The sequence below is a fragment of the Vitiosangium sp. GDMCC 1.1324 genome, from assembly GCF_003044305.1.
Classification (GTDB): domain Bacteria; phylum Myxococcota; class Myxococcia; order Myxococcales; family Myxococcaceae; genus Archangium.
Map to the genome: position 1 here is coordinate 1 of NZ_PZOX01000004.1, position 20232 is coordinate 20232.

Sequence of the window (20232 nt, forward strand, 5' to 3'; positions counted from 1 at the left end):
ACGGCAGCAGCTTCAGCAGCCACCGGGTGGAGATTCCCTGCATCTGCGGGACGGACTTGACCGTCGTCGCCAGCTGGCGCGCCGCTTCCGTCGCGAGACTCATCTGCAGCTTCTCAGCATCACCACCGGGCTTCACAGGATTCGTCATGATCTACCTTCCCTACCAGGCAAAAGAACACGCTCTCTCTACACACTGATGTCAAAACCCAGACCGGTTGCCGCTGAACAGCGACGCGATGCGCACGGCCGAGGTTCCCAGCCCCGTGGGGCTCCCAAACAACCGCCCGGGCTTCCGGGTGTTGCGCAATTCGAATTCCTTGTACCGGTCCACCGCGATATGCCACCTGAGCACGCCAGCCATCCACTGCTGCAGCTTCTCCACGTAGCCGTTCAGCTTCTCCCGGGCCTTGGTATCCAGGCGGAAGTCCTCGGCGAGCGCCGGCAGCTCGGTGGCGACGATATGCTCGAACTGTTTCATCCGAGCCGTCATCAGGTCATTGACGACCTCGACGGCCCTCGGCACATCGAGGTCCAGGAAGCGCTGGATGACCAGGACGCCATTGTTGAGCTCGCCCTCGAACTCAATCTCCTTCTGGTAGGAGAAGACGTCATTGGTCAGGCAGGCGTAATCCGCGGCCGAGTTCTCGAGCCCACGCATCGGCCGGGTCTGGAAGAGCTCGGGAGGGAGATCGACGCCGTGGGACAGCCGGGACAGGCTCATGGTGAGATCCGAGCCGAACGTCTTCCGGCGCATCTCCACATAGTCGACCGGGTCTGGAATCCGGTTCTGCATCTGATTGGCGAGCTCCCACAACCAGCTCTCGGTCATGTCCTGGATGGCACGGCGGAACTGCCGCCGCGCGCGCTCGGTCATGGGACCGGCCGTGCGAGCCCACAGGTCGGCCAGGCCGCGTTCCACCGGGTTGGTGGGAACGGCGGTGAGGGTGGAGGGGTCATCGGGCATGAACGCCGACAGCCGGGCGTTGAAGACCTTCGCCCCCGCCATGTCGCGGGTGTGCCCGTAGAACGCCGGGAAGTAATCGTCGGCGTAGGTTCCCCAGACCAGCCAGCCGGCCGTCAGGTCGAGCTCGGAACCGGATGCCCCGGGATGAATCAACGCACCGCACAGGGCCACGTCGGCGACATCGAACTTGTGGTCATCCCAGATGTAGACGCCCGGGAAGCCAGGCAGGGTGTCCAGCATCCCCATCCGGCGAGCCCACTCCTTGGAGTTCCGCCGTGCGGCATCCAGATGGGGGCTCAAGTTCGTGGAGTACGGCATGTAGAACTTCGGCAGCTTCGCCGGGCCTACGGCCATGTAGGGCACGTGGGTGAAGCTCTTGAACCGTCCCAACCCCAGGGAGCCGGCTGACCATGGGAAACGCACTCCCTCGGTCCCCAGCCCCGTGGGACCGAGGGGAAGCCGTACCTCGGTCCCGGAGTTGCTGGCGCCGCGGTTCATGTAGCGGCTCGAGCGCATGTGCCACTCGTGGCCGCCGGACTGCCAGTCCTGGAGTCCCCGGATATAGGTGAGGACGTTCGCCTGCTCCACCGGGTTCAGGCCGTACTCCGCGAACAGGGAGGGCAGCTCCGTCACGGCCGTGTTCTCGAACTGCTGGAGCCGGGACGTCAGGATGTCGTTGGTCAGGTTGGCGGCGCGTTGCGGATCGACGTTCAGGAACCGCTCCATCACCAGGACGCAGTTGGAGAGCTCACCCTCCTCTTGAATCTCGCGCTGGTAGGAGAAGAGGTCGTTGCGCAGGTGCACTCCATCCGCGAACGTGTCCTTGAGGACACGCATCGGCCGGCTGTCGGCGATCCTCGCCGGGACCTCGACGAAGACGGCGTGCTCCACGAGGTCCGCCGACCAGGGCGCTCCGCCCACCTTGCGGCGCATCTCGATGTATTCGATCGGATTCGAGACACGGGCCTCGCTGATATTGGACAGCTCCCACGTCGACTCATCGAGCAGCGCCTTGGTGCTCTCGAAGAACCGGCGCCGCCATTCCACGGATTTGGTGGGCACGGTCCGGGCCCAGAGGTCGGCCAGACCGCGCTCCACCGGATTGGTTGGCTCCGGAGGGGTGACGGAGGGGTCCACCGGCATGAACAAAGGCAACCTGTCGAGATACTTCTTCGAGCCCTCCCGGTCCTGGGGGCGCTTGTAGACCTCGAGATAATGATCATCGAAGTAGAAGACCCAGACATACCAGTCGGTCACCAGGTCGAGCTCCGGGCCCGGAGCCTCGGGATGGGTGTACGCGCAGAGCAGCGCGTAATCCATCGCGTCGAACTTCGCATCATCCCAGATCTCGGGGACGCCCTCGTCCTTCGGTGTGCCCAGGATCCCCATCTCATGCGCCCACGCCTTGGAGTGCGTCCGGGCCCCCTCGAGGTGGGGATTCAGGCGTGCCGGCCAAGGGACATAGAACTCCGGCAATTCAAAGGGTTGCTTGCCTTGCGCCTCAGCCATGGTTGCACCTCATCGGACTTTCAGCCCTCCTCACTCGGACCCCCTGTCCCTTCTAGTGTTGACGATTCGGATCCACAAATTTCCGTCCCACATTTGCCGCGGGCTCCGGGAAAGTCGCGCGTCCGTTCCTGCTTCGTCACTTGACTCTCCCCTTCTGAGAACATCGGACAGCAGGAAAAGGCTGGGACCCGGACCGTCAACGTCGCGGCCTGGAATGGCTCCGGCAATGATTGACATGCAAGTCATTGTGCTCTTCGGCGCCGAGAGAGAATGGATTGACAATGATGATGGCGTTGGGGTCCGGGTGGATCGCGTCCTGGCGAAGCGGATAGAGTCCCGGGCCTTCGCATGCGCCGGATACCGCTAGACGTCCTCTGTGTGAGCGCCATCGTCACCACCGCCCTGGTGGCGCTCCTCCCCGGGCTGAACCACCCCGGCATTCACAACTGGGACGAGGCCGTCCACCTCGCCGTCTCGCGCGGGCTCATGGACACGCCGCTCCGGCCCCACGTCTACGCCGAGCCGTTCCACCAGCCGCCCATCGACGATTGGATCAACGGGGGGCTCTGGCTCCACAAGCCGCTCGGCGCGATGTGGTTCGCGGCGCTCTCGATGAGCATCACCGGTGTCAGCACGGGCTCGGCCCGCTTTGTCTCCGTGCTCGGCATGGGAGCCGCCGCCCTGGGCGTCTTCTTCCTCATGCGAGCGAGCGCCGGGCGCTTCTGGTCCACGATTGCCGCCTGCACCCTGCTCGTCCTGCCTTTCACCTACGAGCTCACCCAGGGCTTCATGTTCGGCGACATGACCGACACCTCGCTCGCGGGCTGCCTCGCGCTGGCCATGGTGCTCCTCGTCATGTCCATCCAGCGCGATTCGCTCCCGCTCGCGGCGCTCGCTGGCATTGCCGTGGGCCTCGGCTACCTGTGCAAGAGCACCCTCGCGCTGACCCCCGTGGGCGTCGCGGCGGTGCTCTCGGCAGGCCGGCTGCTCAAGCTCACCGCGGGCCCAACGCTCCGCCAGCTCGCCCTCCTCCTCGCGTGCGCGGCCACCGTCGCGCTCCCCTGGTCGCTCTACGCGCAGCATGCATACCCGGACCTCTGGGCCATCGAATCGCATGTCACCCGGAGCCATCTCTTCCTGGACGACGCGCGCAAGAACCCGTCCATCGTCATGTGGATCCGTCCGCTCGATGCGGTCTTCAATGAGATCCACCTGCGCACCCTGGAGCCCTTCCCGGAGGCGCTGCCGCTGCTCGCCGGGCTCTGGCTCCTCTACCGCGCGCTGCGCACCCGCGAGCTCGAGACCACCGCGGTGGCGCTGTGGCTCTGGCCCACCTGGCTCGTCCTCTCGCTCGCGCCGGCCAAGGTCCCGGCGACGAGCTGGGGCGCGGTGACGGCGGTGTTCTGCGCGCTGGCACTGCTCCTGCGGGACAGCTTCCGCCGTCCGGTGCTCGCGGCGGCCGTGGTGGGCGCCCTCTCCACCCCCTTCCTCCTCCCGAGACTGGCCTTCCTCGCGCCTCTCCGGAACCGGCTGCCGGCCGCGCTCGAGCAGACCCGGAACACCCCCGGACTGTTCGAGGGCCTCTGCCTCGCGCTCACGCTGGCGCTCGTCGTGGGCGTCCTGTTCCTCGTTCCCCGCGCGCGCCGGCCCCTCACGCTCGGACTCGGGTTCTCGAGCGCCGCGCTCGCGCTCTACTTCTTCGTTCCGCACACCGCGCTCGCGCACCAGAAGATGCGCGAGGCCAGGCGCGACGTGGGCGAGCGCACGAACACGAAGGAGGCAGGGCTCGCCGCGGCGAAGCTCCTCCCGAAGCAGGCGCTCGTCTGGATGCGCATGGAGATGGACGCGCCGGAGCAGTTCGAGCATCTGAACTTCATGTTCTGGAGCGGCCGGATGGCGTTCAAGGGTAACCCCCGGCTGGACTGGGGCCGGGCCGAGGGTTACCGGCACTACCTCGCCTCGCCCGCCGCCGAACCCTTCGCCTCGCTAGAGGTGCCAGCGGGCTCGGCGCTCCGTCTGTACGATCTCTCCGTGCCCGCGCCCCTGCCGGAGCTACCGCCCGGAGTGCAACACCTGGAGGTGGACACCGGCAGCGCGGTGGTGAAGGGCGTGGCGTTCATCCGCACCGGTTACGCGCGCGACCGGTGGGCCTTCTTCGTCGCCCCCCGCAGAGTGCCGGAGACGTTGCGCGTCACGTTCCACCTGGGGGGCGGGAAGAGCGAGACCGTGCCCCTCCCGCCCGAGGCCGCGCTGCGCCCGCGGGCAGCGTTCCGGGACGCCGCATGGTTCATCATCCCCACCCTGGGCCCGCGCGCGGACCAGGTGGAGTCCATCGAGCTGCCCGGGACGACGGCACCGTTCCCGCTCGCGCGGGGCGGCTGAGTCCCGGCGTCTACATCGTCGGCACGAAGATCTTCAGCCCGCTGCGGCCACCGGCGCCGAGCGTGTTGCGCTCGATGAAGTCGCTCACGGACGAGCGGCCATCGCCCGTGGTGATGGCGGTGTGGCCGTACTTGCTGCCCGCGGCCGTCGAGGTCTTCTCCCAGGTGAGGACGAGACCCGGAATCTTCAGCGCCTCGGCGAGCGAGATGTTGACCTGCTTGAACTTGTCGCGAGGCAGGTTGTTGTCGATCTGGTTGCCGTTGCCCCAGACCTTGAAGCCGAAGGCGTTCTGGATGGCCCTGCTCACGCCGGTGGCGCACAGGCCCTGGCTGTTGTACCCGCCGATGCTCATCGCGGCCGCATGGCCCGCGTTCGCGAGCTTGCGCATCGCGGCAGTCACCTTGATGCCCCCGGCGCCAGGGCTCTCACTGACCTGCCCGCTGCCCTTCGTGCCGCTGCTGCGGCCCGAGCCACTGGACCCCTTCGTGCCGCTGCGGCCGTGGGTACCGCCCTTGGTGGACTCGAAGCTGTCGCCCCGGTCATGGCCGGGGATGCGCAGGGTCTTGCCCGCGTAGATGAGGTTCGGGTTGGCGATCTTGTTGAGGCGCGCCAGGCTCGAGACGCTGGTCTTGAAACGAGCGGCGAGGCCGGAGAGGGTGTCGCCCGGGCGGATGCGGTAGGTGGTGGTCATGGAAAATCTCCTGCAACGATTGTCGCGGTGTCCGTTGCGGAGTTGCGTCCGAATTTCCCAGGCTCTTGGAATCCACCCGTGACTTGGAGGAGGAGGCCCCCACCACCACCAGGGGTCCCTTGTGAAGGGGTGCGGCTCTCACCACGAAACAAGCCCTGGCACCAAGCTCCATCCAGGCCTGTGCCGACCTACTGACAGGTGGCCGTCTCCAGCTTCACTCGTACCGTCTCCGTCCACGTCGGCGGTGAGAGCAGGTCCGACCCGCACTTCCAATAAGGACCATTCTGCACGCACGACAAGGCGCACGGCCCCAGCGTCACGACGCCGCACAGCGGCACGTCGTCGCAGATCCGCTTCTCGAGGAGCAGCGGCAGCCCCAGCAGGCCACAGGACTGGGGCAGCAGGGACTCCCAGCACACGTACACGTTGAACGCGGGCAGGAGCCCCAACAGGGGAGTGGTGGACGAGAACAGGTCGCCGAAGACGGTCGACTCCTCGATGGGGTATTCCGAGTCATAGGCCGGGTTGCGCGCGATGGCGGAATGGAGTCCCTCGAAGAGGATGGGCACGGAGGTCCCGTAGTAGTTCAGCCGCTGGACCATGCACGCCGTCACATACCGGCGGCCCTGGGTGTCCAGCACGTTGCCAAGCCACGAGGGGGCGAGCCCCCACCAACCCGTGTAGAGCTCGCCGGTCACCGGATCTCGCACGGATTGCTCCCGCGTAAGGGCACACTCGACGGCGGAGCGGAGGACGCTCCGGCAGGACTGGGACACCTGGCTCAGGGGGATGCTCGACAGGAACCCCGCGCCCTGGTCGAGCGCGATGCCGCCCAGCGTCCTGAGCGCCTGCTGGGTGCCATTGGCCCAGAAACAGGAGGGGCTCGTGCCATTCAAGCCTTTGGGCGGTGCGCGATCATCTTTCAACGCCGCCTGCTCGACGGGTGCGCGCTGAAGCCCCTGCTCGAGGCCCTCCTCGGTGCTTCCGCATCCGGCGAGGCCGGCCATGACAACTGTAATGAACAGAAAACGTACGTGCTGTATCTGCATTGGATCCTCTGTGGTTGATGTATGGAATTGCGAAAGAAAGTCTGGGAGTTTGTGAATCTAGTGGAGACGTCTGGCCTCGCTCAGGAGACGCTGGCACTCCCGGGCCAGGAACGGGCTCATCCGATTTGCCTCCTGGCAGGTCGACTCGGCGCGCCCCCTGTTCGCCTCGCTCAGCTTCCGCATCGCGACCCGCGCCCTTGCCAGGGCCGACGCCGGATCCCGCCCCAGGCGCAGCTCGCTCTCGGCTTCGAGGAGGCGGTCCAAGATCAACTCCTCGAGTAGCCAGAAGTCATCCGGCGGGTCCCCGGCGACGGCACGGATCACCTCGACTGCGGCCTCCAATGGCTGATGAGGATCCCGGCCGAGCACGAAATCGTGGTGCGCGCGGAGCCGATGCGCACGAGCCTTCCACAGCGCCACGACCGAGGGGCTGGAGCCCATCTGCTCGAGCAGGACCAGCGCGTGGGAGAGAGCCTGGAACGCCTCTGGCGCCTCGCGCCTCCGGGCGCTCTCTGCTTCGAGCCTGACCTTTGATGCCTCCAGCAAGCCGCCCACGGGCAGCGCGAATCCCGGGTCGAGCGCCAGGGCCTGCTCGTACTGGCGAACCGCATTCTCCAGCAGCGATGCCGCATCCTGACCCCGCGTGATGGCTCTTTTGGCCTCCTCGAGATACGCCTCTCCCAGTTCGTTGTGAGCCCATGTGAAACCCGGATCCAGCGAGAGGACTCGCCGGTACGCCACAATGGCTGGATCCATGGATGCCTCGCGGCCCAGTTCGAACATGAGCCGGGTCCGAAGGTAGAGAGCCTGAGCCACCGCGTAGTGGGCCATGACACTGCTGGGGCTCAGTCGCATCCCCTCCTCGGCGGCCTCGAGCGCCTCCTCCACCACGCGAGCCGTATCCTCCGAGGCGTCGTCGCTCAACACATGCACTCGAGCCAGGAGCACGAGGGCCCGCTGCACCAGGGCTCCGCCATCCCTCGAGCTCGAGCGTACCGCGCGGTTGCACGCCACCTCGGCGGTCGCGAAGGATGGGCCGGGCGGCAGATCTCTCGAGAAGTCCGCCCACCCCATCTTCTCCCAGAGCTCGCACTGCGCCTGGTAGATGGCCGGATCGCTGCTGCCCATCTCCGCCGCCACCCGGTACGCATCCGCGGCCCGCTCGAAGTAGCCCTTCATCTTCTCGTAGTCGAACGCCGCGTCGTGCCGGTACTTGCTGCCCTCGGCATACAGCGCGTCCCCCTCGAGCTTCTTCGGCTCGTACATCCAGGGGGCCTTCTTGAAGGCCGCCTTCGCCTTCGCGATCGCCTCTTCGTGGTTGCCCTCGTACAGCGCGATCAACCCCTCCACGTACTCGGGCACCTCGAGCCGTGCGCCCATCGCCGCCCGCAGGTGGCGGAGCGCGGGCTCGCGGAACTCCTTCTCGAGGAGCACCACCTTCTTCTGCCGCTCCTGGGGGTTGGTGATGCGCCGGGTGTCCTCCAGGGCACGCCGGAAGAGCTCTCCGAGCGCCCGTCCCAGCGCATACTCGAGACTCTCCGACGAGTACCCGGCCGCGAGCGCCTTCTCCAGGTGCTCCCGGGCCTGCCCTGGCTCTCCGAGCGCGAGCTGTCCCAGCCCGAGTGCGTAGTGTCCGGGCCCCGTTCCGGCCTCGCCCGACGCGCGCATGTCCTGGGCGATCTCCTCGAGCCGGGCGCGCACCACGTCCCGCTCCCGCTCCACGTCATGCAGCGGCAGCCCATATGCCGCGCGAAGGAACAGCTCCATCTCCTTCACGCTCTCTCCCAGCTCCCGGGCGAGCCGCGCCTGCTCCTCCGCGTGCCGCTGTGCCCCCACCCAGACGGCTCCAAGTCCGAGCGCTCCCAGCACGAGCACCCCCAGGCTCACCGTGAGCAGCTTGTGCCTCAGGGCCTTCTTCCAGAGGCGGTACCCCCAGGAGGCCCGCTTCGCCTGGATGGGCTCGCCGTCCAGGACGCGCTGCAGCTCCTCCGCGAGCGCCCGCGCGGTGTCGTAGCGGCGCGCCGGCTCCCGCTCGAGGCACTTCATCACCAGGGTCTCGAGGTCCTTGGGGACTCCCGGCTGCACCTGCCCCAGCGGCGGAGGATCCTCCAGCGCCGACATCATGAGCAGCTTCCACGGGTTGTCCGAGACGTAGGGAGGCCGCCCGGCGATCACGTCGTACAGCGTCGCCCCCAGCGAGTACACGTCCGTGCGGCGGTCCAGCTGGCGCACGTCCCCATTGGCCTGCTCCGGCGACATGTACGCGGGCGTTCCGAGGACTTCTCCCGTCTGCGTCTGTCCCTGCTCGGCCACCTCGCGCGCCAGGCCGAAGTCCACGATGTACGGCTTCCACGTCCCGTCCTCGAGCCGCTCGACGAGGATGTTCCCCGGCTTGAGGTCCCGGTGGATCATCCCCAGCCGGTGCGCCTCGTGCACCGCCGTGGCGACCTCCTGGAGCAGCTTCACCTTCTGCTCGAGCGTCATGTGAGCGCTCGCGCGCGACAGCGGCTCGCCGTCGATGTACTGCATCACGATGAACGGCTCGCCATCCGCCTGCCCGGCTTCGTACACGCCGCACACGTGCTCGTGCCGGATGCGTGCCTGGGCTCGCGCCTCCGCGATGAACCTCCGGCCGAGCGATGGGTTGTCGCTCTTGAGGAGCTTCAGCGCGATGGGGCGGCCGAGCCGCGGATCCACGGCCCGGTAGACGGTCCCCATCGCGCCTTCGCCGGCGAACTGGATGTCCTCGTACCGCGCGGCGAGGGACGGAGGAATCCTCCTGCGCTCGGCAGGTGGCTCCGGCTGCCCCTTCACGAGTGTCGAGGCGAGCTCGGGAGCGCTCTGGCTGTGCTTGGTCAGCATGGGACTCCTGAGCGGGAATGACCTGCCCAGCAGAGAACGACTCCCCGGAGAGGCGGCGAGAACGCCTCTAGGTAGGCAGTCCTCTAGGAATTAGCCCATAGGCATTTTGTTGAATTGACAGCCAATTCGTATTTTTACTATGATTCCGAAGTTTTTGACGGGCATTCAGGGCTGCGAGTCCAACCGCTCCATCAGCCGCACCAGCTCCGCCACCGATTCCACCGCCAGCTTCTCCATGACGCGGCCGCGCTGCAGGCGCACCGTCTGCTCGGCCGTGCCCAGCTCGGCGGCGATCTGCTTGTTGAGCAGCCCCCGCGCCACCAGCCGGCAGACCTGCAACTCCCGGGGAGTCAGGGAGGAGAAGCGGGCCCGCAGCGCCTCATGCTCCAGCTCGGAGACCCTCGCCGCACGGTCCTGCGCGAGCGCCCGCTCCACCGCCGCCAGCAGCTCCACCGTGCTGACCGGCTTGGGCAGGAAGTCCACCGCTCCAGCCTTCATCGCCTTCACCGCCGCCGGCACATCCCCGTGCCCGGTCATGAAGACGATGGGCTGTTTCCACCCCACACGCCTCAGCTCCTCCTGAAGCTCCAACCCGTTGAGCTCCGGCATGCGCAGGTCCATCACCACGCACCCGGGACGCGGCCCGGGCCCCCGCTCCAGCATCCGCCGGGGGTGGGTGAAGCCCTCCACCGCATACCCCTCCAGCTGGAACATGCGCTTGAGACTGCGCAGCACCGAAGGGTCATCATCCACGATGAACACCGTGGGACGCTCTTGGCTCGGAGGGCCTTCCACCGCGAGTCCTCGTTTCAGACCAAAAGGGTCACCCTAGCACCCGGGCAGTCGGCGAGCGACGGAGCGGCCTCGGCCTTATTCAGGCCCCCCGGCTACACAGCGCCGGAGAGTCCCCCATCCACGTTGATGGCGGTGCCCGTCACATAGGAGGCGCGCGACGAGACGAGGAAGGCCACCACGTCGGCGAACTCCTCGGCCCGGCCGATGCGCCCCAGCGGGACGCCCGCCTCCCGGCTCCGCTCGGCGTACAGCACCTCCGGCGGCTTGCCAGCGCTCTCGGCGCGGCGGGCCCACTGCCCGCTCTCGATCATCCCCACGAGCACGGCGTTGACGCGGATGTTGTCCGGCCCGAGCTCCTTGGAGAGCACCTTGGTCAGCGCCATACCGGCGGCCCTGGACACCGAGGAAGGCGTGGTGTTCTTCCCGGGCTCCTTGGCCTTGATGGACAGCACGTTGACGATGGCCCCGCCCCCGGCCGTACGCAGGTGAGGCACCACCAGGCGCACGGCGCGCATCGCGGCGAACAGCTTGAGCTGGAGATCCTCCTCCCACTCCGCGTCGGTGACGGAGAGGAAGGCCTTCGCCGAGGCCGAGCCGGCGTTGTTCACCAGCGCGTCCACTCGGCCCCAGCGCTCGTACGCGGCCGCCACGAAGCGCTCCACGTCCTCGGCGCGCGACACATCCGCGGGAACGGCGAGCACGTCCCCGCCCAGGGAGCGCAGGGAGGCCGCGGTGACCTCCAGCCGCTGCGGATTCCGGGCGCACAGCGCCACGCGCGCCCCCTCCTCGACCAGCCGCTGGCACACGGCGGCACCGAGTCCCTCCGAACCACCTGACACCAACACCACCTTGCCCGTGAGCTGCAGTTCCATACGGGAGAGCCTCCTCCTGTTGAGACTGTTGAGAGCCCCCTCCTATCACCTCACCCCGCGGCGCGAAGCCCCTTGCTGGCCGGCACGAAGGTGGCCACGGACTCGCTCTTGCCTGCCACCGGGAGCGGAGCGGCGGCCTCGAAGCGGAACTCCTCACCACACCGGGCTCGCGTGGCGTCGGACACGAGCGCCGACACGCCCACCTTCTTGGTGAGCCCCTCGATGCGGCTGGCCAGGTTCACCGCGTCACCAATGACGGTGTACTCGCGGCGCTGCTCGGGCCCCACGTCCCCGACGACGACACTGCCCGTGTGGATGCCGATGCGCAGCGGCTCCTCGCCCCGGGCACGGCGCTCGGCGTTGAGCGCCTCCAGGGCGTCCAGCATGGCGAGCCCACACGACACCGCGGCCTGCGGGTGCCCGGACAGCGCCAGGGGCGCGCCGAAGTAGGCAAGGTGAAGATGCCCACCGAGAGGCCGGCGATGGCCTGGCCGTTGGGAGAGGCGGCCACCGCCGGGGCCTGGATGGCGAAGAAGGCGGGCATGTCGAGCAGCACCACGCCGATGTCCGGCCGGTGGCGGAGCAGCGGGAGGAAGCGTCCGCCCGCCCCCAAGCCGCTGCCAGCACCACGTACGCCGCCACGCCCGTGAGGGGCATGGTCCAGTCGAAGAGGTACACACAGGCGAGCCAGCCCAGGGCGCCCAGCACGCGGAAGCGGTACACCCAGCGCCCCATTCGCACGCGCTGCGCGTCGAGCCGCTGGCGGAGGACGTCGTCGAGAACGGACTCGGTGGGCACGGGGTGTGAAGGCTAGTCCAGCGTCGGCGCGTTCTCCAGGAGGGGGCCGCGTGGGCTATCCTCGGAGGTCGGTATGGCAAGCTTCGGACACGTCGCGGTGGGACTGGCACTCGGACGGCTCGGCGCGGGAGGAGCGCCGCCGGGACGCGTCGCCGCCTGGATGCTGGGGCTGTCCGTGCTGTCCCTGCTGCCGGACGCGGACGCCCTCTCCTTCAAGCTGGGAATCGCCTACGCGGCCGAGTGGGGACACCGGGGGGCCTCGCACTCGCTCGCGCTCGCGGCGGGGGTGGCGCTGGCGGTGGCGGCCGTAACGCGCCTGTCCCGAGGGCCCGCGCTGAAGGCGGGGCTGCTGTCCCTGGCGGCCATGGGCAGCCACGGCCTGTTGGACGCGATGACCACGGGCGGACTGGGCGCAGCGCTCCTCTGGCCCTTCACCCAGGCCCGCTACTTCTTCCCGTGGCGCCCCATCCCCGTGGCCCCCATCGGCCTGGGGATGCTCTCCGCCCGAGGCCTGTACGTGGTGCAGGCGGAGCTGCTCCTCTTCCTGCCCTTCTGGCTCTATGCGCTCTGGCCCCGCCGCCGGGCGAGCCGGCCGCTGGAGGACTGACGCCATGCGCCTCTTCGTCGCCGTCACGCTCGGAGAAACCATCGAGGCCCAGGCCACGGCCGCCATCCAGCGCCTCAAGGGCCTGGCGCGCCATGCTCGCTGGGTACCGCCCTCGCACATGCACCTCACCCTGAGCTTCCTCGGGGAAGTGGAGGCGGAGCGGGTGCCCGCCGTGAAGCAAGCCCTCGAGCGCGTGGGACCCGTGCACGCGCCCCTGGTGCTGAGCATTGAAGGCGGGGGCAGCTTCGGTCCGCCCGCGCATCCCCGGGTGCTGTGGGCCGGGGTCGGCGGAGACACGAAGGCCCTGGGAGCGCTGCAGGCGGACGTGGCGGGAGCATTGAAACCGCTGGGCTTCGAGCCCGAGCACCGCGAGTACTCCGCGCACCTCACGTTGGCGCGAGCGAAGGTCCCCCGGGGAGACCGGGAGTTGGCCGAGTGCGTGCGCGCGCTCCACGGCGCGAAGTGGGGCGAGGCCCGGGTGGACCGGCTCATCCTCTTCGAGAGCCTGGGGGGCCAATACCACTCGCGCGCCGAAGTGGCCTTGAGCGGGTAGGGCTGGCATCCGGCCTGCACGGTCACCCGGTGGGCGCGGGGTTCGCGCCAGAAAAGGACCGGGTTTCAATGCGTTGGCTGATGCTTTCGCTGCTCTCTCTGTCTCTCCTGGCCCACACCGCGGCCGCCGCGCCTCAGTCCCTGGAGGGGAAGCTGAAGACGGGGGACCTCGTCTTCCACACCTCGCGCTCGCAGCAGTCGGCGGCCATCCGGGCGGCGACGAACAGTCCCTTGTCGCACGTGGGGCTGGTGGAGGTGACGCCCTCGGGGGTGTTCGTGGTGGAGGCGGTACAGCCGGTGAAGCGGGTGCCCTTCGCCCGGTGGAAGGCGCGCGGGGTGAACGGGCGCATCCTGGTGCTGCGGCCCGAGCAACTCCCCGAGGAGAAGCGGTCCGCGGCGGTGGCGGAGGCGAAGCGGCACCTGGGCAAGCCGTACGACTGGCGCTTCGGCTGGGGGGACGAGGCGATGTACTGCTCGGAGTTGGCGCGCAAGGCGTACTCGGCCGCCGCGGGCGTGGACTTCGGGAAGATGGAGCGCCTGGGCACACTGGACGTGAAGAAGCTGGGGCCGGCCCTCCGCGAGCGCTACGGCGGGAAGGTGCCCCTGGACCTGGAGCTCATCACTCCGGCGAGCCTCGCCGCGGACGAGCGCCTCACGGTGGTGCACTCGGACTTCCAGGAAGTCCGCTGAGGACACAAAGAGGGGCATAATGGGGAGCCATGTCTCCGCGTCTTCTCCTCCTCGCAGGTCTCCTGGCCTTCATTGGCACCGGCTGTCGCAACAATGACGGAGCGGTGAAGCTCATTGTCTCGTACTCGGGCTTCAAGCCCGGCTGCCTCCGGGTGGGGGTGAAGGACGCGGAGGGCGCGGGCGAGGCGCGCACGACGGAGCTCGCGGGAAAGGGAGAGGTCACCGGAGGAACGGTGACGGTGGCTGCCTACCGCGAGTCCGGTTGGAGCAACACCCTGACCGTCACGGCCGAGGCCTTCGAGCAGAAGTGCGAGGGCTCGCCGGTGGTCACCGCCACGGAGACGGTGACGGTGGGCCGGGGCGACGTGGCCGAGAAGGAACTGAAGCTGGAGGCCAGTGACGCGGACCAGGACGGGTACGTGTCCAAGTCGACCGGGGGCAGCGACTGCGACGACAACAGCATCGAGGTGCACCCGGGCGTGCAGGAGCTCTGCAACGGCCGGGACGACAACTGCGACGGAGTGCTGGACGAGGGCTTCCAGCTCGGCCTGGCGTGTGACGCGGCGGAGGGCTGCACGGGCGTCTGGAGCTGCGGTACCCAGGGCGCGCGCATCTGCGAGCAGAAGCCGGGCATGTGGCGGCCGGATGTGGACAAGGACGGACAGGGCTCGCGGACGGCCCCGGGCGTCACGAGCTGCAAGCCGCCCGAGGGCTACGTGCCCAACGACCTGGACTGCGACGACACCAACGCGCGGCGCTACACGGGGGCGCCCGAGCTATGCAACGCGGTGGATGACGACTGCGACGATGTCGCGGATGAAGGGCTGGGTGTGGGGGACGACTGCACGGGCGAGAGCGGGTGCAACGGCAAGCGCGCCTGCGCCCCGGATGGGGGCGTGGTGTGCAACAGCCCCAACCCCACCATGCTGTACGCGGACAATGACAACGACCACCACGGCGCCCCGGACGCGGGGGTGTCGAGCTGCGAGCCCACCCGCCCCGGTTACGTGGAGAGCTCGGACGACTGCGACGACACCCGGGCGAACGTGTACACCGGCGCGCCGGAGCTCTGCGACAGCCTGGACAACGACTGTGACGGCACGCCGGACGATGGCCTCGGCGTGGGCACGAGCTGCGATCCGGGCCAGGGCTGCACGGGCACCAAGGCCTGCGAGGCGGACGGCGGCACCCGGTGCGACTACGTCACCCTGCCCTTGAACTACTATCCGGACGAGGACCTCGACCAGCACGGGAAGCAAGACGCGGGTGTCCTGACCTGCGCGCCGGACGCCGGGTACATCCTCGATGCCGGCGACTGCGACGACGGCAACCCCTTCACGAACGTGGACGCACCGGAGCTGTGCGACAAGGAGGACAACAACTGCAACGGCACGACGACGGACGAGAGCGGTGTGTGCCCCTCGGGCAGCGGGAGCTGGGTGGATTACTCCTCGGCGGGCGGGGACGTCTGGCGGTCCGTGGCCGTCTGGGGTGATGGGGGCGTGTGGGTCACCGGAGGCACCAACCTGCTGGCGGTGCGCCAGCCCGGGCAGACGTCCTTCACGAGCCTCACCGGGCAATGCTCGGGCGTGTGGAATGCCGTCTGGGCGAATCCAGGCAATGGGACTGCCGCGCTCGGAGGGAACAGCGCCGTCCTCGGAAGCCACACACCCACGGGTACCACCTGCGACAACTACGGGGCCTACGCCACGAACACGGACGTGCGGGGAATCGTCGGAGTGCCCTTGTCAGGCGGAACCTTCGAATTCCACATGGTCGGTGCCGATAAGGCCTCTCCCTCCGGAGGGCGGGTGCTCCGCTCCGACGGAGTCACCACCACCCCCGACAACAACACCGTGGCGGCCCCGCTGTGGGACGTGCACGGCATCTCGCGAGAGGTGCTCTTCGCGGTGGGCGGCGATAACGATCCGTCCGGGGTCAACGCGCGCATCTACCGCTTCAATCCGGGCCTGAACACCTGGGAAGACCAGAACGTACAGTCCATCCCAGGCGTGGTGGACAGCAACCTCCAGGGTGTCTGGGTCGTGAGCCCGAAGCTCGCCTATGCCGTCGGGAACAACGGCTCCGTCCTCATCTGGAATGGCACGTCGTGGAGCCCGATGCCGGGGCCCTCCTCGGAGGATCTGCTCTCGGTGCTCGCCTTCGGGAAGAGCGTCGTCTACGTCTCCACGGCCAGCGGGAATGTCTACCGGTACAACGGCAGCTCCTGGAGCGCGGTGCCCATCGTGGGCTCTGCGGGGAAGCCGTTCAATGACCTCGCCGGCTCCAACCCGGGGGACATCTGGGTGGTGGGCGACAAGGGGAAGCGCTACCACTGGCCGCAGTGAGCGGGGCGCCTCAGGAGGAGGGGCGCATGGCCACGACGAAGCGCCGGCGGAACAGGAAGGGCGTGCCGTGCTCGGACGCCGGGTAGTCCTGGCGCAGGAGGGGCCGGAGGGTGTCGAGGAAGGCCTGGCCCTCCTCGGGGCCGAGCGCCACGAGCACCGGCCGCAGCGTCGTGCCGAGCAACCACTCGAGCACGGCGTCCTCACCGGGGAGCACGTGGAGGTATGCCGTCTCCCAGGCATCCACGGAGAAGCCGAGCCGCGCGAGGTGGGCCTCGTAGAAGGCGAGTGACTCGGCATGCCCGCGGCGCACGGAGGCGAGCGCGGGGGCGAAGCGAGGCAGCGCCCGCACCTCGTCGATGCGCGTGTGCGAGGGCTCCGCGAAGTTGGCGGGGACCTGGAAGGCGAGCACCCCCTGCGGAGCGAGCAGCCCCACCAGGTGCGAGAGCAACGCGGGATGGTCGGGCAGCCAGTGCAGGGCGGCGTTGGAGACGAGCACGTCGAGCGGAGCGGAGGGCCGCCAGAGCGCGAGGTCGGCCAACTCGAAGCGGACGCGCTCGGGGGAGGGGCGGCGGAGGGCCTCGGAGATCATCGACTCGGACGAGTCGACACCGGACACGCGAGCGCCGGGCCAGCGCTCGGCGAGGGTGAGGGTGAGGTCCCCCGTACCACAGCCGAGGTCGGCGACGAGACCGGGAGAGGACACGGGAACGCGTGCGAGCAGCTCGAAGAAGGGACGCTTGCGCGCATCGCGGAAGTGCTCGTACTGCTGGGGATTCCACATGGGACAGGCCTCCACGAGTCCTCTGGCCGCGCGAGGCACTCCCACGCGTTGCCGCGGGACGAGCAGTGACTCGGCGAGGGGCTTCAGCGAGCCGGAGAGGAAGACCGGAGAGAGCCAGGCGCCCGGTGGATGGAGGCACCGCACCGAGCAGCCGGACACGCGAGCGCCGAGGCCCCACGTGTCCGGCGAAGAGGACTACTTGCGCTTCTTGGGCGGGGCGGCGGGAGTACCGGCGTCGGCGGGCGTACCGGCGTCGGTGCCAGTGCCGGCGTCGGTGCCGGTGCCCGCGTCCGGGGCGGCGGCGGAGGCCGGAGTGACGGCGGGCGGCGGGTTGACCAGCTCAAGCGAGCCGAGGAACTGATCGGCCTGGGGAGCGCCGATGCTCGGGTTGTAGAGGACGAGCAGGGTGTAGAGGCGGGGGCCGACGAGGAAGTTGCGGGCCTTCACCTCACCGGAGTCGGAGGAGACGGTGAAGGACTTGCCGGGGTAGCCCTGGAGGGTGATGTCTTCCTCGGCCTTGATGGTGCCCTTGAGCTGGTTGACGAGACCCGTCTTGCCCTCGTTGAGGAAGGCGGAGGCGGGGTTGGCGGCGACGACCTTCTCGGGGTAGTCGGCGGTGCTGATGGAGTAGAGGACGCCGTTGGGATCGGAGATGGTCCAGGCGGCGGTCTGCACCTCACCACCGGGGATGGAGACCTTGCCGCGCTGGGGCTGGGGCTCACCGGGGAAGAGGACGTTGAAGCCCTCGGGAGCGGAGAGCTTGTGGAGCTGGGCCTGGGGCTTGGGCTCTTCGGTGGGAGTGGTGGAGCCCTCGTGGGGGACTTCCTCGACGGTGGAGGTACCAGCGGGACCGGTGGCGGCCTCCTTGGTCGCGCAGGCAGCACCAATCAGCGAGAGGGTGACGAGAGCGGCGAACAGTCGGGACGGCGATGACATGAGTGCGAGTCCTGAAGGTTGTGGGTGAAAAGGATGACCGGCGGAGGGACGCTAGACGAGTCCGCCGCCGGTCGCTACGTGGGATTCAGAGGAGTGACGGCTTTCACGAGGAACAAAGCCGACACGCCTTTAACGACACGACGAGATGGGGGTATCGGGGTTGCCGGTGTTGCGCGAGTCGTGCTGGTACTTGGGCCAGGGAGCCGAGGAGTCCAGCCCCGGACTGTCGACGACGAAGGCGTACAGCTTGCCGCCCTCTGCGACATAGAGCGCACCGAGATTCTCAGCACGCGCGGCCCCTGCCGCGTCTCGAGCGCAGTCGAGTGCAGGCGAAATCGAGGTGGGCCCAATGCCACTGGTCAGCGTCCAGCGATTGCTAAAATTGCTCGTAGACCACTCGCCAACCAAGCCAGTCCCCTCACTCGCCGCATAAAGCGCACCACCATGTCCAAGCACAGGTGCGCCCTTGAAACTACCCCCTCCGGACTGCAAGGCAGTTAGGGTGTTCCCGCTCAGTGAAACAGTTGCCAGTCCCGCTGAACCAGGAGGGTTGGGCAGGCTCTCTGCGCCGAAGAAAATGAGATTCCCCGAACCAACAGAAAGCTGATTTACGAACATGTTCGCCGTAGTGGGATAGCGCCACGGAAGAGATGTCACTCCACCAACCTTCGGGATCGAGAAAAGTTGTCCTTGATCCGAAAACGAGCCGCCGTTTGCCCCAACGACATCGCCTCCAACCAACGCCAATCCATTGATGGGAAAGCTCGTTGACACAGGCCAGCCCGTTCGCGCGGTTGCATTGCCAAGCTGATAACTCGTCAGCCGACCCGATGTGTCAGCAAAAAAGGCTGTCTCCCCCTCTACGACCAGGGGACCAACACCGCTGCCTGTCACCTGCCCCCGCACAACGGGATCCGTTGAGTTGCACGTCGTTGCTGCCCCTGTTGGCCGAAGGGCAAGCAGGGCTCCCACGGTTCCGGTAGAGCCGCCCACGTTCACGTTGATGACCCCGAGTGCGGTTTCGATTGAACTCCCCCCTGATGAAACCTGCGTCAGGACAAGACTGCTCGCTATCTGTCCCTTATTGACATCACAGCGGGTAATCTCAGTGCCAGTGCCCCCATTAAACGCAACCAACGCTGCGGATGTACTACTGGGGTTAATGCCAACATAGACATTTTCCACGCCTGAGTTAAAAGTCCCTATGGTTGGTCCACTGATGACGGCCCCTGTACTTGCATCCCAAAGCTTGGGGCCATCCGGCCGAATGGCAAACACCCTACCGTCCGTGCCCGTCGTAGTCCCCAAATAGACAAGTCCCTGCTGACCGATAGCTGGCGTGGATTTGATGACGCCTGTCTGCGCATCAAACACCCACTTCCACCGCGTCACGTTGACGCTGGAAGATGACGAACTACCCGCGTTGCCTGCCTTATCACTCCCCTTCACCACGACGGGGAGTGAGCCCCGGAACGCGTCAAAAGCAGGCTCCCAGAGTTTCAACTCGGCAATGCCGCAGAACCCGGCGTCGCAGGCCCCGGTCGAGGGCGTCGCCGCAACCGCGACAGTCGTCCCTCCGTCCGTCCCCTGCAACGCGACCGTCACGGTGCTCGGGTCCAGGTTCGGCTCGTTCGTCCGGATCTCCACCGGAACCACCTGGTCCCGCCGCCACGCCGTGGCGAACCCCGGCGCCGGATCCGCATACGTCGTCCCTCCGCCCGGCACGCCCGCATCCGCTGGAGGCACCGTGACCACGAAAGTCGGCTGCGTCGCATCCACCGTCAACTCCACCGTGGTGCTCGGGCCTCCCGCCTCGGGATGTGCCGCCGTCAGCAGGAACACCCCGTCCCCAGCCGGTGTCCACTGGGTGGTGTAGACCCCTTCGTTCTTCGTGACCGCCCCCAGCGACCCGCCCGCTCCCCCACCCTTCCGCGCCACGCTGAACTTCAAGGTCTCCGGAAAGTTTCCATTGAGGCTGCCACTCACACGCAGCTCGGCCTGCACCGTGACCGCGCCTGCGCCCACCAAACCGCCGTTACCCGGCGTCACCACCAGCGCCGTGTACCTCGGTGCGCAAGTGTTCGGTCCTATGCACGCCAGGTACGGTGCACACGCCGGCTCGCATGCCCCCACCTGTTCGCCAGTGGCGAAGCACAGGTGTGTCTCCTGATCGCACGCGCCACCGTTCGGACAATCCGCGTCCGTCTCGCACACGCGCAGCGGTTGGGTGCATGCCGACAGCCCTCCCAGCAGCAGCACCGTTCCGAGGACCTTGCGAAGCATCACGTCACCTCTCCAAACCCTTTGACGGCCCAGCCATGGTGGATAGCATGGGCTCCCTACTCGCGGAAGGTTGCGTTCCCCGGGTCATCCCTCTCGGTGACCGGTTGCGCGGC

16 protein-coding genes and 1 pseudogene are annotated in these 20232 nt (G+C 67.9%); 6 read left to right on the forward strand and 11 right to left on the reverse strand.

What is annotated here, in order from left to right:
- A pseudogene (locus DAT35_RS12685) lies at positions 1 to 148 on the reverse strand (Crp/Fnr family transcriptional regulator); the annotation flags it as partial.
- Between the two features lie 51 nt (positions 149 to 199).
- A complete protein-coding gene (locus DAT35_RS12690) occupies positions 200 to 2473 on the reverse strand; it encodes a family 2 encapsulin nanocompartment cargo protein terpene cyclase (protein ID WP_108067262.1) in 2274 nt (757 codons plus the stop codon).
- A 378-nt stretch (positions 2474 to 2851) separates the two neighbouring features.
- Here DAT35_RS12690 and DAT35_RS12695 point away from each other — a divergent pair, with 378 nt between their 5' ends.
- Positions 2852 to 4855, forward strand: coding sequence for a glycosyltransferase family 39 protein (locus tag DAT35_RS12695; RefSeq protein WP_158501675.1), 2004 nt, complete (start codon positions 2852 to 2854; stop codon positions 4853 to 4855).
- 10 nt (positions 4856 to 4865) lie between these two features.
- Here DAT35_RS12695 and DAT35_RS12700 read toward each other — a convergent pair whose 3' ends face one another.
- The 6 genes from DAT35_RS12700 to DAT35_RS60650 form a co-directional block, all read right to left on the reverse strand.
- On the reverse strand, positions 4866 to 5546 hold the full coding sequence (locus tag DAT35_RS12700; RefSeq protein WP_108067264.1) for a LysM domain-containing protein: 681 nt from the start codon (positions 5544 to 5546) through the stop codon (positions 4866 to 4868).
- A 188-nt stretch (positions 5547 to 5734) separates the two neighbouring features.
- Positions 5735 to 6553: a hypothetical protein gene (locus DAT35_RS12705; protein ID WP_108067265.1), complete on the reverse strand. Its 819-nt coding sequence runs from the start codon at positions 6551 to 6553 to the stop codon at positions 5735 to 5737.
- Positions 6554 to 6652: 99 nt separating this feature from the next.
- A complete protein-coding gene (locus DAT35_RS12710; protein ID WP_108067266.1) occupies positions 6653 to 9457 on the reverse strand; it encodes a serine/threonine-protein kinase in 2805 nt (934 codons plus the stop codon).
- Between the two features lie 165 nt (positions 9458 to 9622).
- Positions 9623 to 10219 (reverse strand): response regulator transcription factor, encoded by a 597-nt coding sequence (locus DAT35_RS12715; RefSeq protein ID WP_108067855.1) that lies wholly within the window; start codon positions 10217 to 10219, stop codon positions 9623 to 9625.
- Between the two features lie 125 nt (positions 10220 to 10344).
- The gene (locus tag DAT35_RS12720; protein ID WP_108067267.1) at positions 10345 to 11124 is read right to left on the reverse strand and encodes an SDR family oxidoreductase; all 780 of its coding nucleotides are present in this window, start codon (positions 11122 to 11124) and stop codon (positions 10345 to 10347) included.
- Between the two features lie 50 nt (positions 11125 to 11174).
- Positions 11175 to 11528 carry an adenylate/guanylate cyclase domain-containing protein gene (locus DAT35_RS60650; protein ID WP_233261447.1) on the reverse strand — a complete coding sequence of 118 codons (354 nt, stop codon included), beginning with the start codon at positions 11526 to 11528 and terminating at the stop codon, positions 11175 to 11177.
- A gap of 51 nt (positions 11529 to 11579) precedes the next feature.
- On the opposite strand from DAT35_RS60650, the gene DAT35_RS60655 reads away from it, so the two are divergent.
- The 5 genes from DAT35_RS60655 to DAT35_RS12745 all read left to right on the forward strand — a co-directional run bounded on the left by DAT35_RS60655 (position 11580) and on the right by DAT35_RS12745 (position 16119).
- A complete protein-coding gene (locus DAT35_RS60655) occupies positions 11580 to 11774 on the forward strand; it encodes a hypothetical protein (RefSeq protein ID WP_233261448.1) in 195 nt (64 codons plus the stop codon).
- 221 nt (positions 11775 to 11995) lie between these two features.
- Positions 11996 to 12529 carry a metal-dependent hydrolase gene (locus DAT35_RS12730; protein ID WP_108067268.1) on the forward strand — a complete coding sequence of 178 codons (534 nt, stop codon included), beginning with the start codon at positions 11996 to 11998 and terminating at the stop codon, positions 12527 to 12529.
- A 4-nt stretch (positions 12530 to 12533) separates the two neighbouring features.
- On the forward strand, positions 12534 to 13082 hold the full coding sequence (gene thpR / locus DAT35_RS12735; protein ID WP_108067269.1) for an RNA 2',3'-cyclic phosphodiesterase: 549 nt from the start codon (positions 12534 to 12536) through the stop codon (positions 13080 to 13082).
- Positions 13083 to 13150: 68 nt separating this feature from the next.
- Positions 13151 to 13771, forward strand: coding sequence for a YiiX/YebB-like N1pC/P60 family cysteine hydrolase (locus DAT35_RS12740; protein ID WP_108067270.1), 621 nt, complete (start codon positions 13151 to 13153; stop codon positions 13769 to 13771).
- A gap of 29 nt (positions 13772 to 13800) precedes the next feature.
- Positions 13801 to 16119: a putative metal-binding motif-containing protein gene (locus tag DAT35_RS12745; protein WP_108067271.1), complete on the forward strand. Its 2319-nt coding sequence runs from the start codon at positions 13801 to 13803 to the stop codon at positions 16117 to 16119.
- A 10-nt stretch (positions 16120 to 16129) separates the two neighbouring features.
- Here DAT35_RS12745 and DAT35_RS12750 read toward each other — a convergent pair whose 3' ends face one another.
- The 3 genes from DAT35_RS12750 to DAT35_RS58105 all read right to left on the reverse strand — a co-directional run bounded on the left by DAT35_RS12750 (position 16130) and on the right by DAT35_RS58105 (position 20122).
- Entirely contained in the window at positions 16130 to 16900 is a 771-nt protein-coding gene (locus tag DAT35_RS12750; protein ID WP_108067856.1) for a methyltransferase domain-containing protein, read from the reverse strand.
- Positions 16901 to 17095: 195 nt separating this feature from the next.
- The gene (locus DAT35_RS12755; RefSeq protein ID WP_108067272.1) at positions 17096 to 17836 is read right to left on the reverse strand and encodes a hypothetical protein; all 741 of its coding nucleotides are present in this window, start codon (positions 17834 to 17836) and stop codon (positions 17096 to 17098) included.
- Positions 17837 to 17965: 129 nt separating this feature from the next.
- A complete protein-coding gene (locus DAT35_RS58105) occupies positions 17966 to 20122 on the reverse strand; it encodes a PQQ-like beta-propeller repeat protein (protein ID WP_146209682.1) in 2157 nt (718 codons plus the stop codon).
- Positions 20123 to 20232 lie beyond the last annotated feature (110 nt).

What these genes read in the sequence shown, in the direction of transcription:
- DAT35_RS12690 (WP_108067262.1), bottom strand. Translation starts at nt 2,473, where the DNA reads ATGGCTGAGGCGCAAGGCAAGCAACCCTTTGAATTGCCGGAGTTCTAT.
- DAT35_RS12700 (WP_108067264.1), bottom strand. Translation starts at nt 5,546, where the DNA reads ATGACCACCACCTACCGCATCCGCCCGGGCGACACCCTCTCCGGCCTC.
- DAT35_RS12705 (WP_108067265.1), bottom strand. Translation starts at nt 6,553, where the DNA reads ATGGCCGGCCTCGCCGGATGCGGAAGCACCGAGGAGGGCCTCGAGCAG.
- DAT35_RS12710 (WP_108067266.1), bottom strand. Translation starts at nt 9,457, where the DNA reads ATGCTGACCAAGCACAGCCAGAGCGCTCCCGAGCTCGCCTCGACACTC.
- DAT35_RS12720 (WP_108067267.1), bottom strand. Translation starts at nt 11,124, where the DNA reads ATGGAACTGCAGCTCACGGGCAAGGTGGTGTTGGTGTCAGGTGGTTCG.
- DAT35_RS12730 (WP_108067268.1), top strand. Translation starts at nt 11,996, where the DNA reads ATGGCAAGCTTCGGACACGTCGCGGTGGGACTGGCACTCGGACGGCTC.
- thpR (WP_108067269.1), top strand. Translation starts at nt 12,534, where the DNA reads ATGCGCCTCTTCGTCGCCGTCACGCTCGGAGAAACCATCGAGGCCCAG.
- DAT35_RS12740 (WP_108067270.1), top strand. Translation starts at nt 13,151, where the DNA reads ATGCGTTGGCTGATGCTTTCGCTGCTCTCTCTGTCTCTCCTGGCCCAC.
- DAT35_RS12745 (WP_108067271.1), top strand. Translation starts at nt 13,801, where the DNA reads ATGTCTCCGCGTCTTCTCCTCCTCGCAGGTCTCCTGGCCTTCATTGGC.
- DAT35_RS12750 (WP_108067856.1), bottom strand. Translation starts at nt 16,900, where the DNA reads ATGTGGAATCCCCAGCAGTACGAGCACTTCCGCGATGCGCGCAAGCGT.
- DAT35_RS12755 (WP_108067272.1), bottom strand. Translation starts at nt 17,836, where the DNA reads ATGTCATCGCCGTCCCGACTGTTCGCCGCTCTCGTCACCCTCTCGCTG.